A 16,469-nucleotide genomic window follows, 5' to 3' on the forward strand; every position below is an offset into this window, starting at 1 on the left:
ATGCGGATCACTTTATTGCGCAAAACATAACCACCCAACCCTTTTCACGACCTCAATCAAGGTTCAACGCAGGACACAAAAGCGAAAATCACCTTCTGTGGGCTTTGCTAGAATTAAAAGATTATTCTTCGGCTCGCCGTTGTCATGTGGGCCTTTTCGTATTCATATTATTGCGCAATGTAAGGGTGTCTCCATGATCACAATCGACGGCAATGGTGCGGTCGCGTCAGTGGCGTTTCGCGCCAGTGAAGTCATCGCCATTTACCCGATAACCCCTAGCTCAACCATGGCTGAATTGGCTGATGCCTGGTCCGGGGATGGCCGTAAAAATATCTGGGGCGATACGCCACGCGTTGTAGAAATGCAGTCAGAAGCGGGTGCGATTGCTGCGGTTCACGGCGCGCTGCAAACCGGTGCCCTTTCCACTTCGTTTACTTCATCGCAGGGTTTGCTGCTGATGATCCCAACGCTCTACAAACTGGCGGGGCAATTAACGCCGTTTGTGCTGCATGTTGCGGCACGCACTGTCGCCACCCACGCGCTCTCAATTTTTGGTGACCACTCGGATGTGATGGCAATTCGTCAGACCGGTTGCGCCATGCTGTGCGCCAGCAGCGTTCAGGAAGCACAAGACTTCGCGCTGATTTCGCATATCGCAACCCTAAAGAGTCGCGTGCCGTTTATTCATTTCTTCGACGGTTTCCGCACATCACATGAAATCAATAAAATCGCCCCACTGGCAGACAGCACCATTCTGGAACTGTTGCCGCAAAAAGAGATAGATGATCACCGCGCCCGCGCACTGAATCCAGAGCACCCGGTAATTCGCGGCACATCCGCTAACCCGGACACCTATTTCCAGTCTCGCGAAGCCAGCAACCTGTGGTACGACGCAGTGTATGAACACGTTGAACAGGCGATGAACAGCTTTGCGGCAACAACTGGCCGCCAGTATCGCCCGTTTGAGTACTACGGCCATCCGCAAGCTGAGCGCGTGATTATCCTGATGGGCTCCGCTATCGGAACGTGTGAAGAAGTTGTCGACGAATTACTGACACGCGGCGAGAAAGTCGGCGTGCTGAAAGTTCGCCTGTTCCGTCCTTTCTCCGCCGACCATTTATTAGAAGTGTTGCCAGTAAGTGCCCGCCACATTGCTGTGCTTGACCGTACCAAAGAACCCGGTTCGCTGGCAGAACCGCTCTATCTCGATGTCATGACCTCCCTTGCCGAAGCGTTTAACCGTGGCGAACGTGAAACGTTGCCACGCGTAATTGGCGGGCGTTATGGCCTTTCGTCCAAAGAGTTTGGCCCGGATTGTGTGCTGGCGGTATTTAACGAACTCTCGCAGGCCAAACCGCGCCCCCGCTTTACCGTTGGCATCTACGATGACGTAACCAACCTGTCTCTGCCATTGCCGGAAAATACCCTGCCGAACCGCGCCAAACTTGAAGCGCTATTCTATGGTCTTGGCAGTGACGGCAGCGTGTCCGCCACCAAAAACAACATCAAAATCATCGGTAACTCGACACCGTTCTTCACTCAGGGTTATTTCGTTTATGACTCCAAAAAAGCAGGCGGTCTGACGGTTTCCCACCTGCGTGTCAGTGAACAGCCGATTAACTCAACCTACCTTATTGACCGCGCTGATTTTGTCGGCTGCCACCAGTTGCAGTTTATCGACAAATATCAAATGGCCGAACGCCTCAAACCAGGCGGTATTCTCCTGCTCAACACGCCTTACGGCGCGGACGAAGTATGGCATCGCCTGCCACAAGAAGTTCAGGCGGTACTGAACCAGAAAAAAGCGCGCTTCTTTGTGGTTAATGCAGCGAAAATCGCCCGTGAATGCCAGCTTGGTGCACGTATCAACACCGTGATGCAGATGGCATTTTTCCATCTCACTAATATTCTGCCGGGCGATAGCGCACTGACAGAACTGCAAGGTGCGATTGCAAAAAGCTACAGCAGCAAAGGTCAGGAGTTGGTGGAGCGCAACTGGCAGGCGTTGGCATTATCCCGCGAATTGCTGGCGGAAGTAGCGCTGCAAGAAGTCAACGAAACTAGCCCAATGCGCCCACCGGTGGTGTCCGACGCCGCACCTGATTTCGTTAAAACCGTAACTGCCGCGATGCTCGCAGGCCTTGGAGATGCACTCCCCGTTTCTGCGCTCCCGCCGGACGGTACCTGGCCGATGGGCACCACGCAGTGGGAAAAACGCAACATCGCCGAAGAAATTCCTATCTGGAAACCGGATATTTGTACCCAGTGTAACCACTGCGTAGCCGCCTGCCCGCACTCGGCGATTCGTGCCAAAGTCGTGCAGCCGGAAGCGATGGAAAACGCCCCTGCCGCGTTGCAGTCGCTGGATGTGAAATCCCGCGATATGCGTGGGCAGAAATATGTGTTGCAAGTGGCACCGGAAGATTGCACCGGTTGCAACTTGTGTGTGGAAGTTTGCCCGGCTAAAGATCGCCAGAACCCGGAAATCAAGGCCATCAATATGATGTCGCGCCTTGAGCACGTTGAAGAAGAAAAAGAGAATTACGATTTCTTCCTCAAACTGCCGGAAATGGACCGCACCAGCCTTGAGCGCATTGATATTCGTACTTCGCAGTTGCTGACACCGCTGTTCGAATACTCCGGCGCCTGTTCCGGCTGCGGCGAAACACCGTATATCAAACTGCTGACCCAGCTGTATGGCGACCGCATGCTGATAGCTAACGCCACCGGCTGTTCGTCAATTTATGGCGGTAATTTGCCTTCCACGCCGTACACCACTGATGCTAATGGGCGCGGACCAGCCTGGGCAAACTCGCTGTTCGAAGATAACGCCGAATTTGGCCTCGGCTTCCGTCTAACGGTCGACCAGCACCGCGCCCGTGTGATGCGCCTGGTCGGAAAATTTGCCGATAAACTACCTGCGGAGCTGAACGAACAACTCCATGCCGAAGCCACACCTGAAGTGCGCCGCGAGCAAGTTATCGAACTGCGCAAACATCTGGCGGATATCGACGACCCGGACGCGCGCCAGCTCATCACCGACGCTGACGCGATGGTCGAGAAATCTATCTGGCTGATTGGCGGCGACGGCTGGGCGTATGACATTGGTTTTGGCGGGCTGGATCATGTGTTAAGCCTGACCGAGAACGTCAATATTCTGGTTCTCGACACGCAGTGTTACTCCAACACCGGCGGCCAGGCGTCAAAAGCGACACCGCTGGGTGCAGTGACTAAGTTTGGCGAACACGGCAAGCGCAAAGCACGTAAAGATCTCGGTGTCAGCATGATGATGTACGGGCATGTTTATGTGGCGCAAATTTCACTTGGCGCACAGCTCAACCAGACGGTGAAAGCGATTCAGGAAGCGGAAGCTTATCCGGGCCCATCGCTGATTATCGCCTACAGCCCATGTGAAGAGCATGGTTATGATCTGGCGCTCAGCCACGATCAGATGCGCCAGCTCACGGCGACTGGCTTCTGGCCGCTGTATCGCTTCGACCCGCGTCGTGCCGATGAAGGCAAACTGCCGCTGGCGCTGGATTCCCGTCCGCCGTCCGACGCGCTGGCCGATACGCTGATGAAAGAGCAGCGCTTCCGCCGTCTGAACGCGCAACAGCCAGAAGTTGCAGAGCAGTTGTGGAAAGATGCCGCCGTAGATTTGCAAAAACGCTACGACTTCCTGGCCCAGATGGCAGGTAAAGCGGAAAAAGCAGATAGCGAGTAACTTCCCAGATTAGCCTCAAGGACTACGCTCATCTTCGCTATAACTGGCAAGATGGGCGCAGCTCTATTTTCAAAACATTATTTCAATAAAATTACCAATCTGATTCATAATTGAGCACCACCTCGCCTTTTTGACATTAACAACATGTTATATCTGCGTTAATTATTCAAAAAAGGAAAGGCTATGTTAGGTCGCTCTCTGCTTGCTACTTCAATCCTGCTGTCTATGAGTAGTGCCGCTCTGGCACTACCTGAATTTCCTGTCTGGTCACAGGGCGAAGCGCCAGGTGCTAAAACGAGCCCTGTGCAGCAAGAAACTGTCGACAGGCGTAAGGACGGCGGGCTTTCGGACCGCGCGGTAACAGGTATTCGCACACCAACCATCACCGCATATTTACCGGAAAAACCCAATGGGGTTGCGATATTAGTCACCCCTGGCGGCTCTTATCAGCGCGTAGTGCTGGATAAAGAAGGTAGCGACCTTGCTCCCATTTTCAACGCTAAAGGATATACCCTGTTTGTGATGACCTACCGCATGCCAGCAAATGGGCATGTGGAAGGTTCAGATGCACCGTTGGCTGATGCTCAGCGGGCCATTCGAACTCTAAGAACCGATGCCAACAAGTGGAAAATCGATCCGCATCGTATTGGTATTCTGGGTTTCTCGGCAGGAGGCCATGTCGCAGCAAGCCTTGCTACGCGCTATGAAGAATCTGTTTATCCAGCAAGCGATGAGGTAGATAAAACCAGTGCGCGCCCCGACTTTTTGGCACTTATGTATCCGGTGATTAGCATGCAGGAAAGTATCGCGCATCCGGGCTCGCGCAAAGCCTTGATTGGCGAGAAATCCACTCCTGAGCAGATAAAGAAATACTCACCGGAGCAGAATGTAACGGACCAGACGCCGCCTACGTTTATCGTTCATGCGGTGGATGACCCTTCCGTCCCGGTAGATAACAGTCTTGCCATGTTCTCGGCCTTGCGCGCCCAGCACGTGCCGGTGGAAATACATCTTTTCCAGGAGGGTAAACATGGTTTTGGGATTCGTGGCGCAGTCGGTTTGCCCGCTGCCAGCTGGCCAGAGTTGCTGATAAACTGGATTGAAGCTTTGCCCGCTTCTCCTAAATAAAGCGTTCTGGTGTTTTGCTAAACAAACGACAAAACACCACGCGTAATGACTCTAAATACTTCGAGTTGCAGCCAGGCGGCAACTCGAAGTATGACGATTACTTAAAGCTGATACGCACAACATCGTCCGGGCTGGTCGGCTCTTTTTCACGAGTTCCCGGTTGTTTCACGCTGACAAACAGCTGTTGCCCGTCTGGTGAAAGCGCCAGGCTATTTGGCAGTGCTGGCGTATCGATAGTCTCCAGCACTTTGTAGCTTTTCGCATCAACTACGCTAACTTTCCCGGCTTTGCGATGAGTCACATAGACTTCGTTGCGCGTCGGGTTAAACAACACATCCAGACCCAGCGGCACATCCACTTTGTTCAGCACTTTGCTGGTATTGGTATCAACAACCAACAGTTGCGGTGACTTCGAATCGCTGACAAATGCACGGTTGTTTGCGCTATCCAGCGCGATATTCAGATAGAAATGCTCGCCTTCTGTCTCCAATTTTGTGCGCGAGATAACCTTGTTGGTTTTGCTGTCGATAACAATAAATTCGTTGTCAGCATTGGTCATATAAATACGCGAGGATTTCTCATCAATCGCCAGGCCCGTCGCCATTTTACCGAGATCTTTAATGGTATCCCGAAGCGTCAATGTTGCTCCATCAATCACCCACAGCACGCTGGACTCACCCAATCCGCCCATATACAGCGTGTTGGTGGCTTCGTTAACCACTAACTGGCGCGGCATTAACGGACGAGCAGTTTCAGTGCGCTTTGTCTCATCCACCACCAGTGACTTAATCACATCACCCGTCTTGCTGTTGATGGCCGTCACCGCGCTGCTGGTGGTATTGCCCAGGAACAATGTGCCCGTGGTTTTGTTAAAGGCCACACCGAAAGGTTTCAGGTTGTTGTGAATCGCCTGAGTCACCTCGAGGGTTGCCGGGTCAAGACGATAAACCACCCCGCCTTTATCCGTTTTTCGGCTTTGGGAAGTGGCAACATAGAGTGCGGATTGGTCCGCGCTATAGGCCATTTCATACACCCCTTTGCCAACCGGTTTTCTTTCAACCGTAAACGAGGTGTCGGCAAACAGTGAACTGGAAAACAGCAAGCTGGTAAGCACTAAAGCAGGCAAAGCACGCAGGCGGGTTTGTGGTAAAGCAGACATAAATATCCTTATCAACAGCAGGTGAATACCTTTAGCTAACAGGACGTTAGCTAAAGGTTTAAATAACTGTTGATAATTATTATCATTTATAAATGAGAAAGTAAATCATTACACTTGCAAATAGACCACCTGGGTTTGCAGATATTCATTCAAACCATGGCGACCATCGGCACCGCCAATACCCGATTTACGCCAGCCGGCATGGAAGCCCTGCATCGCTTCAAAGTTTTCACGGTTGATGTAGGTTTCGCCAAACTTTAGGCCCTTAATTGCCTTCATCGCGACATTTAAATCACGTGTGTAAACTGAAGATGTCAGGCCGTAATCGCTGTCGTTGGCCATCTCAAGCGCTTGCTCAAGCGTGTCAAACGTGGTGACTGGCAGCACCGGGCCAAAGGTTTCATCATGCATAATCGCCATATCCTGGCGCACATCCACCAGCAGCGTTGGCGGGTAGAAGTACCCTTTTCCTTCAGGCGCTTTGCCACCCAGCACAACACGCGCACCGTCACTCACAGCACGCGCCACTTTCTGTTCGACGCGTTCAAGCGCTGCCGCATTAATTAGTGGCCCCATTGACACATCATTGCGTTCGCCGGTATTACCAAAACTCACCTGCTTAAACGCTTCGCTCAGACGGGTGATAAATTCGTCGTAAATACCTTTTTGCACATACACGCGCTCCGCGCAGTTGCACACCTGCCCGGTGTTGATCATGCGTGAATCAACGATCGCTTTCACCGCGATATCAAGGTCAGCATCGTCCATCACAATGGCAGGCGCTTTACCGCCCAGTTCGAGGCAAACTTTGGTGATGTTTTTAGACGCCGCTGCCATGATTTTCTCGCCCGCGCCCACGCTTCCGGTCATGCTGACCATCGCCACTTTCGGGTTGCTCGCCAACTCCTGCCCAACAGTCTCGCCACGACCCAGCACCAGGTTGAACACGCCTTTTGGTAGCCCGATATCATGGACAATTTGTGCAAAAGCGATGGCATTGTTTGGCGTAAATTCGCTGGGTTTGATAACAATGGTATTACCGGTAATCAGCGCTGGCGCGAGTTTGCGGGCAATCAGGAAGAACGGGAAATTCCACGGTAAAATCCCGGTGGTGACGCCAAGCGCACGTTTGAACACCAGAATGTTTTCGCCAGGTCGGTCACTTTGCAGAATTTCATCTTCATAACGACGCGCCCACTCCGACATGTAATCGAGATAATCCGCAGTGAAAGCCACTTCCACTTCAGCCAATTGCTGAGTTTTCCCACCTTCGGCAACAATCAATGCGCTGATGGCTTTTGCTCGTTCACGAATCCCGGCAGAAATTTTGCGCAACCAGCCAGCACGCTCAATCGCGGGCAAGGCTTCCCAACCGGCCTGCGCATTTGCCGCAGCATTAATCGCATCACAGGCGTGCTTTGCATCCCCGTCAGGAATGCGCGAAATCAACTCTTCAGTAGCCGGATTGATCACATCAATCCACTGTTCGCCCTGCCATTGAACAAATTGACCATCAATATACATCGGGTGTTGTACAGGTGCTGTCATGATCGGCTCCTCTGCGCTTGCTGTTTTTATGTTTCGTTTATGTAAAAACAATGTAAACACTTTAGATATCAAAAACAGCCATTCGGGCAAAAAGGTCATGAACTGTGATGGCTCTCAATAAAAACAATGGGAAAGAAGCCGTTTAGTTGTCACGGAGAAAGGGAAAAATGACCGTTTTAGACATCTTCATCAGAAAACGGTCATTATGGGAGAATTACAGCAGTTGGCAGGCCGTAGGGTAGTCGGTGATCAGCACATCAATGTAGCCACCATGAAGCGCACCGCGAATCGCATTAGCCTTGTCACTTCCGCCTGCAAGCGCCACCACATGCGGGCAGTCGCGGACCTGACTTAGTTCCATGCCAATAACCGGGTCTTCTTCTTTGCTTAATACTGGCTCGCCCTGGGCATTGAAATAATGCAGGCAGATATCCCCCACAGCTCCACGCTCGGCGAGGGTTTTGAGCATCGCTTCGCCATAATAGTTGCCCGAATTTTTCAGTAGTTGGGACGGTTCAAGCTCTCCAATACCGAGAATCGCCACGTCAACTTCGGCGAACTTTTTCACCACTTCAGCCACATCGTCACTGGCGACCAGTTTGGCGCGCTCTTCAACGGAGTGCTCAATACTTTGCGACGGCAGCAGCCAGGCTGGGCAGTCGAGTTGCGCCGCCAGGTTTTGCGTCAGAATTGTCGCCTGCACGTTGCCGTTTGGACCCACGCCACCGAGCAGTTGAATCACGCCGCGCGCTTTAATGCTCTGCGGATGCAGTTCGTCGACCATTGCGCGAATGGTCGAACTCCAGGAAGAGATCCCCACCAGGTCGTTTGGCCGCAAACGCGTTTCAACATAGTGTGCTGCCGCACTGCCAATCGCATGTTTGATTTGCGCGGCGGGTGCAGACTCATCGACATCCACCACAATTGCCTGGCGAATACCGTATTTTTTCTCCAGCGCTTGCTCGAGTGACAGGAAAATATTGGCAGGCTGGATAACACTGATTTTTACCACGCCCTCTTTCTGGCAGCGTGTAATAGCGCGTGAGACAAATGATTGCGACAGGTGCAATAACCCGGCGATTTCTGACTGCTTCATCCCTTCGACAAAGTAGAGCGTCGCAATCTTGACCAACAAACGTTGTTCATCCTGCTTTGACATTAGCACCTCCTGATTCTCTGCTTTGTATTTTTATTCAAGCTTGCATAAATAACAAGACAGCATTCCTTTTGATGCTTAATCGTACAATTTGTGATCGCTTTCGCCTTTTTATCATTTTACTCAATTCCGCATGGACAGATTCTAATCACAGGCCTATCGTTACATTGAATAATAAATCATGCTTGAATATATATTCAATGTGGAGATAAAAATGAAAGTTACCTTACTTAAGACCTCACTCGTTGCCGCTCTTCTTGCTTCCTCTGTCAACCTGTATGCCGCCGATAATGGGCTGATTGCCATCATTACCCCATCTCATGACAACCCATTCTTCAAAGCCGAAGCCGATGGCGCGATGGCCAAGGCCAAAGAGTTGGGTTACACCACGCTGGTCGCGTCGCACGATGATGATGTGAATAAACAAAACCAGCTGATTGAAACCGCTATTGCCCGCAAAGCAAAAGCCATCATCCTGGATAACGCAGGAGCAGATGCCACCGTCGGCCCATTAGAAAAAGCCAAAGCCGCTGGAGTTCCTACATTCCTTATTGACCGTGAAATCAACAAAACCGGTGTCGCCGTGGCGCAGATTGTTTCCAATAACTATCAAGGCGCGCAGTTGGGTGCCGAGAAATTTGCCAAATTGCTTAACGGTAAAGGCAAGTATGTTGAATTGCTGGGCCGCCAGTCAGACACCAACGCCCACGTGCGTTCGCAGGGCTATCACGACATTCTCGACGACTACCCGGATATGAAAATGGTGGCACAGCAAACCGCAAACTGGAGCCAGACCGAAGCCTTCACCCGCATGGAATCCATCTTACAAACCCAGCCTGACATCGTCGGTGTGATTTCTGGTAACGACACCATGGCGCTTGGTGCAGAAGCTGCGTTAAAAGCCGCAGGCAAGACCAATGTCATCGTGGTCGGGTTTGACGGCAGCGACTACGTACGCGACTCGATTATCGCCAGGAGCAATATCAAAGCCACCGTGCTGCAACCTGGTTGGGAGCAAGCGCAAATGGCGGTGGTACAAGCGGATTATTTCCTGAAAAACGGCAAACCACAGCTACAGGAAAAACAGTTAATGGACTGCGTATTAATTGACGATAGCAATGCTAATCAGCTGAAAACCTTCAAGCTGGCTAAGTAGTCCGGGAGGCTATATGTCGCTTAAACAATGGGGTATTGGCTGGTTATGTTGCAGTACCCTGTTGCTCACTGCCTGCCGGGTGGTGGATCTGGATGAAAACGGGCAACCGATTATTCCGCCCGATCCGAATGCGAAAGCGAGTTTCGCAAACCAGACACCCGCGCAGATAGCGCAACAAACCTGGAACAGCAAAGTACTGACTCCCGCGCAGAGCCATGCACTGGATAGTACTGCTCTGAAAACCCGCGCCGCCAATGCCAACAACGAAAGCGTATTCGTCAAAGTACAAGGCAAAGTCGACAGCGTTTCCCTGGATAACGAACGCGAGCGCACGTTGACCGTGACCGTCAATGACCAACCGCTGCAGGTGCAAGTTGGGCCGATGATTCGCGGCAACGCAATCCGCGATGCGACAGGTTACAAATTCGAAGATTTCACCAACCAGGTGCAGTTCGCACAGCTTTCAAAAGCTTATAACCGTGAAGCGGCAAAGCATCTGCCAAAAGTCGATGAAAGCTGGCAACAGCAACCTGTCACCGTGGTGATGGCAGTCACGATGCGTAACGGTGCATTAAGTGATGCGGCGGCAATTTCACTGGAACGGGGGAAACCATAATGTCGCAAGATCCAATCATTCTGCGCACCCGTGGCATTTCAATGCTGTTCCCCGGCACCGTGGCGCTGGACAACATTGATTACAACGTCTGGCGCGGAAAAGTGAATGTGATCATCGGAGAAAACGGTGCCGGTAAATCGACGCTGATGAAAATTCTGGCTGGCGTTCAGCAGCCAGGTAGCGGCGAAATCCGCCTCAATGGTGAAGTCGTACAATTTAATAGCACGCGCCAGGCCGCCGCGCACGGCATCGGTATGGTTCACCAGGAACTGAACCTGTTTGAAAACCTGACAGTCGCCGAGAACATTTTTCTTGGGCGTGAATTGCAACACGGTCTATCGCCCATTGATGAAACGACGCAGCAGGCTCGCAGCGCGGAATTGCTCAAACGCCTGGATCAGCCTATTTCCCCGAAGGAGATAGTGGCAAATCTGAAAGTTGGCCAACAGCAACTGATAGAAATCGCCAAAGCTTTAGCTGAGAACGCGGACATATTAATTCTTGATGAACCCACTTCAGCGCTGAGTAAAACCGAAGTGGAGATCCTGTTCCGGGTGATTCGCGAACTTACCCGCCAGGGCGTCACCATTATTTATATCTCCCACCGCCTCGAAGAGTTAATGGCGATTGGCGATGTGATAACCATTTTGCGCGATGGCAAATTCCAGGCCGAAGCGCAGGTGTGTGATATCGACGTGCCGTGGATTGTATGTGAAATGTTGGGCAGCGAACCGGTATCGAGCTTCCTGAAACCGGGGCGTGAATTTGGTGCTGCGATTCTTGAAGCCGAACACATCACCTGCGTCAATTCTGCGGGAAATACAGTGGTAAATGATGTCAGTTTTCAGGTACGCGCAGGTGAAATCGTTGGCATTTATGGGTTGATGGGCGCTGGCCGCACAGAGTTGTTTGAATGCCTGCTGGGTACACAACGCAACTATTTGGGCAAATTATGGCTCGACAGTAAACCGGTGCCGCCGCGCCTTGCCACAGCCGAACGCATTCGTATGGGCATGAGTCTGGTGCCTGAGGATCGCAAGCGCACCGGGATTTTTCCTGGTTCATCGGTGGCGAGCAACTTAACGATTGCCAGTTTATGGCGGCGCTTACAACGCGGTTTTGCCATCTCCCAAGTGGATGAAACAGCGGTAGTTGCCAGCACGATTGGCAATCTATCAATCAAGGTCTCCTCTCCTGACGTAGAAATTCAGGCGTTAAGCGGTGGGAACCAGCAAAAAGTGGTGATTGGCCGCTCGCTGCTAACCAACCCTAAACTCTTGCTGCTCGATGAACCGACGCGCGGTATCGACGTAGGCGCGAAAGCCGATGTGTTCCGCATGATGGTTCAGCTTTCCGAACAAGGAATTGCAGTGGTGTTTTCTACCTCCGATCTGAAAGAGATTATGGCGGTTTCTGACCGCATTCTGGTGATGTCAGGTGGCAAAATCACCGCCGATATTCTCCGCGAACACGCCGAAGAATCGGCATTGGTTTCCGCTAGTGCACAAGGGTTCTGATATGAAAACGAATGATACTGTCGCGCTCAACGCCAGACCAGATTCGCCGTTTAGCTCGCGGGAAAATCTGCTGCTCTTACTGCTTAAACTTCGCACCTTTATTGCGCTGTTTTTGATAGTGGGCTTCTTCGCCATCATGGTGCCGGATTTCCTTGCCATGGGCAGCATGGTGATCATGATTAAACACATTGCTATCAATGCATTCCTGGCACTCGGCATCACCTTTGTCATCATCACGGCGGGTATTGATTTATCGATTGGTGCAACACTCGGGCTGTGCGGCATGATTGCCGGTTGGCTGATTACCAAAGGCATTGTGCTGCCGATGTTTGGCATCGCGATTTTCCCAAGTGTGTGGGTAATTGTGCCTTTGGTACTGCTTGTTGGTGGGTTAATTGGTGCAGCAAACGGTTGGATTATTACCCGCTATAACGTCGCACCATTTATCTGCACGCTCGGCACCATGTATGTGCTGCGCGGAGCAGCCATGTTGACCTCGGGTGGGGAAACCTTCCCCGGACTCTCCGGCAACCCACAACTTGGCAATACCGGTTTCGACTTTATTGGCTCTGGGACGCTGTTCGGCATTCCGTGGGCTATCTGGATGATGATTGTGCTCGCCATCGCGATTGCTTATGTGGCTCGCCGCCTGCCCTTTGGCCGCCATGTTTACGCGATTGGTGATAACGAACGCGCAGCTGAACTGTCAGGCGTTAAAGTCCGCCAGGTAAAAATTTGGGTCTACACGCTGTCAGGTTTTTGCGCCGCCATCGCCGGAATTGTGGTCTCAGCACAACTGGTTGCCAGTCACCCGGCAAACGGCACAGCATTTGAGATGAACGCCATCGCTGCAGTTGTACTCGGCGGAACGTCGCTTGCAGGCGGACGCGGCACCATCCTTGGCACACTTATCGGCGCATTCGTCATTGGTTTCCTGGCTGACGGCCTGGTGATGATGGGTGTGAGTGAATTCTGGCAAATGGTCATCAAAGGCATCGTGATTATTGTGGCGGTCATCATCGACCAGATGCAAAACCGCATGCAGCAGAAAGCCGCTGTCGTGGCGCAGAAAACCATCATGGAAAGTAGCGGGAAGGTATAACGCACCACAGATCCTGAACGGCGGGTATTTTTTTACCCACTCAGAATAATTATTCACATATGATTTTAAATGCAAGAGGTAACACTATGAATCCGTTCGCACTGTCAGTTACGGATCTGGAAAAAAGAGCACGCGCCGTCCGTCGCCGCATCGTCCTACTCAATGCTAACAGCCCGGCTGGTGGCCATACCGGGGCCGACTTATCACAGGTGGAAATCTTAACCGCCCTGTACTTCCGGATACTGAATTGTTCGCCACAGCTGATTAACAGCGACGAACGTGACATCTACATTCAGTCCAAAGGCCATGCCGTTGGCGGCTACTACTGTGTGCTGGCAGAGGCCGGTTTTATTCCCGTGGAGTGGCTGCCGACCTATCAGCATGCCGACTCTCATCTGCCCGGCCACCCGGTGAAGCACAAAACACCAGGGGTGGAGCTTAACACTGGCGCTCTCGGCCACGGCCTGCCCGTCGCCGTTGGTATCGCACTTGCAGCTAAACGCAACAACAGCCAGCGCCGTGTTTTTGTCGTGACAGGCGATGGTGAACTGGCCGAAGGCAGCAACTGGGAGGCAGCTCTCGTCGCGGCGCATTACCAGCTCGATAACCTGATCATTATTAACGACAAAAACAATCTGCAACTCGCGGGCTCGACCAAAGACATTCTCAATACTGACCCACTGGATGAGAAATGGCGCGCGTTCGGCATGGAAGTGACCGAGTGCCGTGGCAACGACATGGCTGATGTGGTCGCAACACTTGAAGGGTTGCAGCCGCATGGAAAACCGCACGTCGTGATTGCCAACACCACCAAAGGCGCGGGCATCTCCTTTATTCAGGGGCGCGCGGAGTGGCACCACCGGATACCGAAAGGTGACGAAATCGAACTGGCGCTGGAGGAACTGAAAGATGAGTAATAGCGAACACCTGGCAACCGTAATGGTGAATGCCTTTATTGACGCCGTCGAGCGCGGCGTAGACCTGGTTCCGGTGGTAGCCGACTCAACCTCGACGGCAAAAATATCCCCGTTTATGAAACAGTTTCCGGACCGGCTGGTGAACGTCGGGATTGCAGAACAGACACTGGTGGGCACGGCGGTCGGCTTATCGATGGGCGGCAAAATTGCTGTGACCTGCAATGCGGCACCATTTTTAATCTCGCGCGCTAACGAACAGATCAAAGTCGACGTTTGCTACAACAACAGCAACGTAAAATTATTTGGCCTCAATGCCGGAGCCAGTTACGGCCCCCTCGCCAGCACCCACCACAGTATTGACGACATCGCCGTGCTGCGCGGTTTTGGCAACATCGAAATCTATGCGCCGTCTTGCCCGATTGAATGCCGCCAGATTATTGACTACGCGCTGGAACACGTTGGTCCGGTCTATATTCGCCTTGATGGTAAAGCGCTGCCGGAGCTGCACGATGCTAATTATCAGTTCAAACCAGGGGCGGTTGAGCAACTGCGCGAAGGCGACGATGTGGCATTAGTCGCCATGGGCTCAACGGTGCATGAAATCGTCACTGCTGCGGCACAACTCGCAGATTTGGGTATTAATGCGGCGGTGATCAACGTTCCGTCTATTCGACCTTGCGATACCGCGCACCTTCTCACCATGCTTAAAAATTCTCGACACGTAATAACCGTTGAAGAGCACAACGTGAATGGCGGTGTCGGCAGCCTGGTCGCGGAAGTGTTAGCGGAAGCGGGATGCGGCATACCATTGTTGCGGCTCGGAATTGCAGACGGTAGCTATGCTATTGCGGCGGATCGCAAGGAGATGCGTGCCCATCATGGAATTGATGCCGCAGGAGTCACTCGTTCCGCCACGGCGCTTTGCAAAGGAGCATAGCCATGTCCAGCCCGGTAATTCTGGCTATTGATGAGGGCACCACCAACGCCAAAGTGTTGGCGGTGAATGGCAGCGGGGAAATTTGCGCCCGTTGCAGTGTCGGCGTGGCAATGACGCACCCGGCACCAGGGCTTGCAGAACAAGACCCTGTTGCGCTGTGGCATGCCGTTTGCGAAGCACTGAGCGGCTGCCTGCAACAACTCGGCTCCGTCAACATCGCAGGGATAGCGATTAGCAACCAGCGTGAGTCGGTGTTGGTGTGGCAGCGCCATGACGGCCAACCATTGACGCCAGTAGTAAGCTGGCAGGACCGCCGTTCAGAACAAATCTGTGAGCAACTTTTGCTACAGGGCCATGGCGAACTAATCACTCGCCTGACTGGACTGCCCGTCGATCCGTTATTCCCGGCGGCGAAAATCCGCGCCCTGCTCGATGCCATTCCGGATGGTATGAAACGTGCCGAAGCGGGCGAACTGTGTATCGGGACAATCGATTCCTGGCTGAACTGGCAACTGACCGCCGGGCATTCGTTCACTACCGACTACTCGAATGCCGCCCGCACGCAGCTGTTTAATATTTACCGGAGCGAATGGGATGACGAATTACTCAAATTATTCGGCATTCCCCGTGCAGCACTTGCTGAAGTGCGCCCTTCTGCTGGCCACCACGGCGAAGTGCAAATCAACTCAATTGCAGGCTTGCCCATCGGCACGCCAGTACTGGCGCTAATCGGTGATTCACACGCTGCGCTCTACGCACAGCGCAGCGTCTGCGGCCACGTAGTGAAAGCCACTTATGGTACCGGTTCATCATTAATGCTTTCGCTTCCGGAACCGGTTAACCGTAGCAATCGCCTGAGCACCACGCTTGCCTGGCACGACGGTGAATTGAATTATGCACTGGAAGGCAACATTACCCATACCGGCTCGGGTGCCGCCTGGCTGGGGAAAATGTTGGGTATCAATGACCCGGCAAAACTCACCGATCTTGCCCAATCTACCGACAGCAACCAGGGCGTCTATTACGTGCCAGCGCTTTCAGGGCTGGGCGCGCCGTGGTGGGATCTCCACGCCCGCGGCATGATTTGCGGCCTGACGGATGCCGCTACCCCTGCAGTGCTGGCGCGAGCCGCGCTGGAGTCGCTGGTCTATCAAATTGCCGATGTCTTTTTTGCCATGGAACAGGCCACTGGCGAGCGCCTTGAATCGCTGTGTGTGGATGGCACCGCCACCCAAAACCGCTGGTTGATGCAGTTACAGGCAGATGTGCTGCAACGCCCGTTAATCATTCAACCCGCGGCTGAAATCTCCGCACTCGGCGCAACGCTGTTAGCCGGAAAAACTCTCGGCTGGTGGCAAGACGGAACACCGCTTGCCGCATTAGCCCACTGTGGCGAGCGTTTGCAGCCACACGCAGAACAACAACAAAAAATGCAAGAAAACTATAAACAATGGCTTGAAGCCGTGGCCCGTTGCCGCTTTGTGCCAAATTAACTTTTTACTGGAGTGA

The 16,469-nt window shown here is 52.7% G+C and carries 12 protein-coding genes; 9 read left to right on the plus strand and 3 right to left on the minus strand.

From position 1 onward, the window contains the following. The first annotated feature begins 193 nt into the window (after window positions 1-193). On the plus strand, window positions 194-3,724 hold the full coding sequence (gene nifJ, locus IX31_RS02940) for a pyruvate:ferredoxin (flavodoxin) oxidoreductase (protein WP_034455668.1): 3,531 nt from the start codon (window positions 194-196) through the stop codon (window positions 3,722-3,724). A 183-nt stretch (window positions 3,725-3,907) separates the two neighbouring features. Next, window positions 3,908-4,852, plus strand: coding sequence for a pectin acetylesterase PaeX (gene paeX / locus IX31_RS02945; protein WP_034455669.1), 945 nt, complete (start codon window positions 3,908-3,910; stop codon window positions 4,850-4,852). Window positions 4,853-4,949: 97 nt separating this feature from the next. Here the strand turns inward: paeX and yncE are convergent, their stop codons facing one another. From yncE to IX31_RS02960, 3 genes are all read right to left on the minus strand, one after another. Continuing rightward, window positions 4,950-6,011, minus strand: coding sequence for a 7-bladed beta-propeller protein YncE (yncE, locus tag IX31_RS02950; protein ID WP_051880502.1), 1,062 nt, complete (start codon window positions 6,009-6,011; stop codon window positions 4,950-4,952). A gap of 108 nt (window positions 6,012-6,119) precedes the next feature. After that, on the minus strand, window positions 6,120-7,559 hold the full coding sequence (gene aldA, locus IX31_RS02955; protein ID WP_034455670.1) for an aldehyde dehydrogenase: 1,440 nt from the start codon (window positions 7,557-7,559) through the stop codon (window positions 6,120-6,122). Window positions 7,560-7,773: 214 nt separating this feature from the next. After that, the gene (locus tag IX31_RS02960; RefSeq protein WP_034455671.1) at window positions 7,774-8,718 is read right to left on the minus strand and encodes a sugar-binding transcriptional regulator; all 945 of its coding nucleotides are present in this window, start codon (window positions 8,716-8,718) and stop codon (window positions 7,774-7,776) included. A gap of 211 nt (window positions 8,719-8,929) precedes the next feature. Here IX31_RS02960 and IX31_RS02965 point away from each other — a divergent pair, with 211 nt between their 5' ends. From IX31_RS02965 to IX31_RS02995, 7 genes are all read left to right on the plus strand, one after another. After that, entirely contained in the window at window positions 8,930-9,871 is a 942-nt protein-coding gene (locus tag IX31_RS02965) for a D-ribose ABC transporter substrate-binding protein (RefSeq protein ID WP_034455672.1), read from the plus strand. A gap of 13 nt (window positions 9,872-9,884) precedes the next feature. Continuing rightward, complete coding sequence (locus IX31_RS02970; RefSeq protein ID WP_034455673.1) at window positions 9,885-10,487, plus strand: DUF2291 family protein; 603 nt, start codon at window positions 9,885-9,887, stop codon at window positions 10,485-10,487. Further along, window positions 10,487-12,004 (plus strand): sugar ABC transporter ATP-binding protein, encoded by a 1,518-nt coding sequence (locus IX31_RS02975; RefSeq protein WP_081908618.1) that lies wholly within the window; start codon window positions 10,487-10,489, stop codon window positions 12,002-12,004. Before IX31_RS02970 ends, IX31_RS02975 begins: the two co-directional genes overlap by 1 nt. A gap of 1 nt (window position 12,005) precedes the next feature. Next, entirely contained in the window at window positions 12,006-13,106 is a 1,101-nt protein-coding gene (locus tag IX31_RS02980) for an ABC transporter permease (RefSeq protein WP_034455674.1), read from the plus strand. An 86-nt stretch (window positions 13,107-13,192) separates the two neighbouring features. After that, window positions 13,193-14,023, plus strand: a complete 831-nt coding sequence (locus IX31_RS02985; RefSeq protein ID WP_034455675.1) for a transketolase — start codon at window positions 13,193-13,195, stop codon at window positions 14,021-14,023. After that, window positions 14,016-14,960, plus strand: a complete 945-nt coding sequence (locus IX31_RS02990) for a transketolase family protein (RefSeq protein WP_034455676.1) — start codon at window positions 14,016-14,018, stop codon at window positions 14,958-14,960. The genes IX31_RS02985 and IX31_RS02990 overlap by 8 nt, the downstream gene beginning before the upstream one ends. A gap of 2 nt (window positions 14,961-14,962) precedes the next feature. Next, window positions 14,963-16,453 (plus strand): FGGY family carbohydrate kinase, encoded by a 1,491-nt coding sequence (locus IX31_RS02995; protein ID WP_034455677.1) that lies wholly within the window; start codon window positions 14,963-14,965, stop codon window positions 16,451-16,453. Window positions 16,454-16,469: the final 16 nt, after the last annotated feature.

The organism is Buttiauxella noackiae (assembly GCF_000737905.1).
GTDB lineage: Bacteria > Pseudomonadota > Gammaproteobacteria > Enterobacterales > Enterobacteriaceae > Buttiauxella > Buttiauxella noackiae.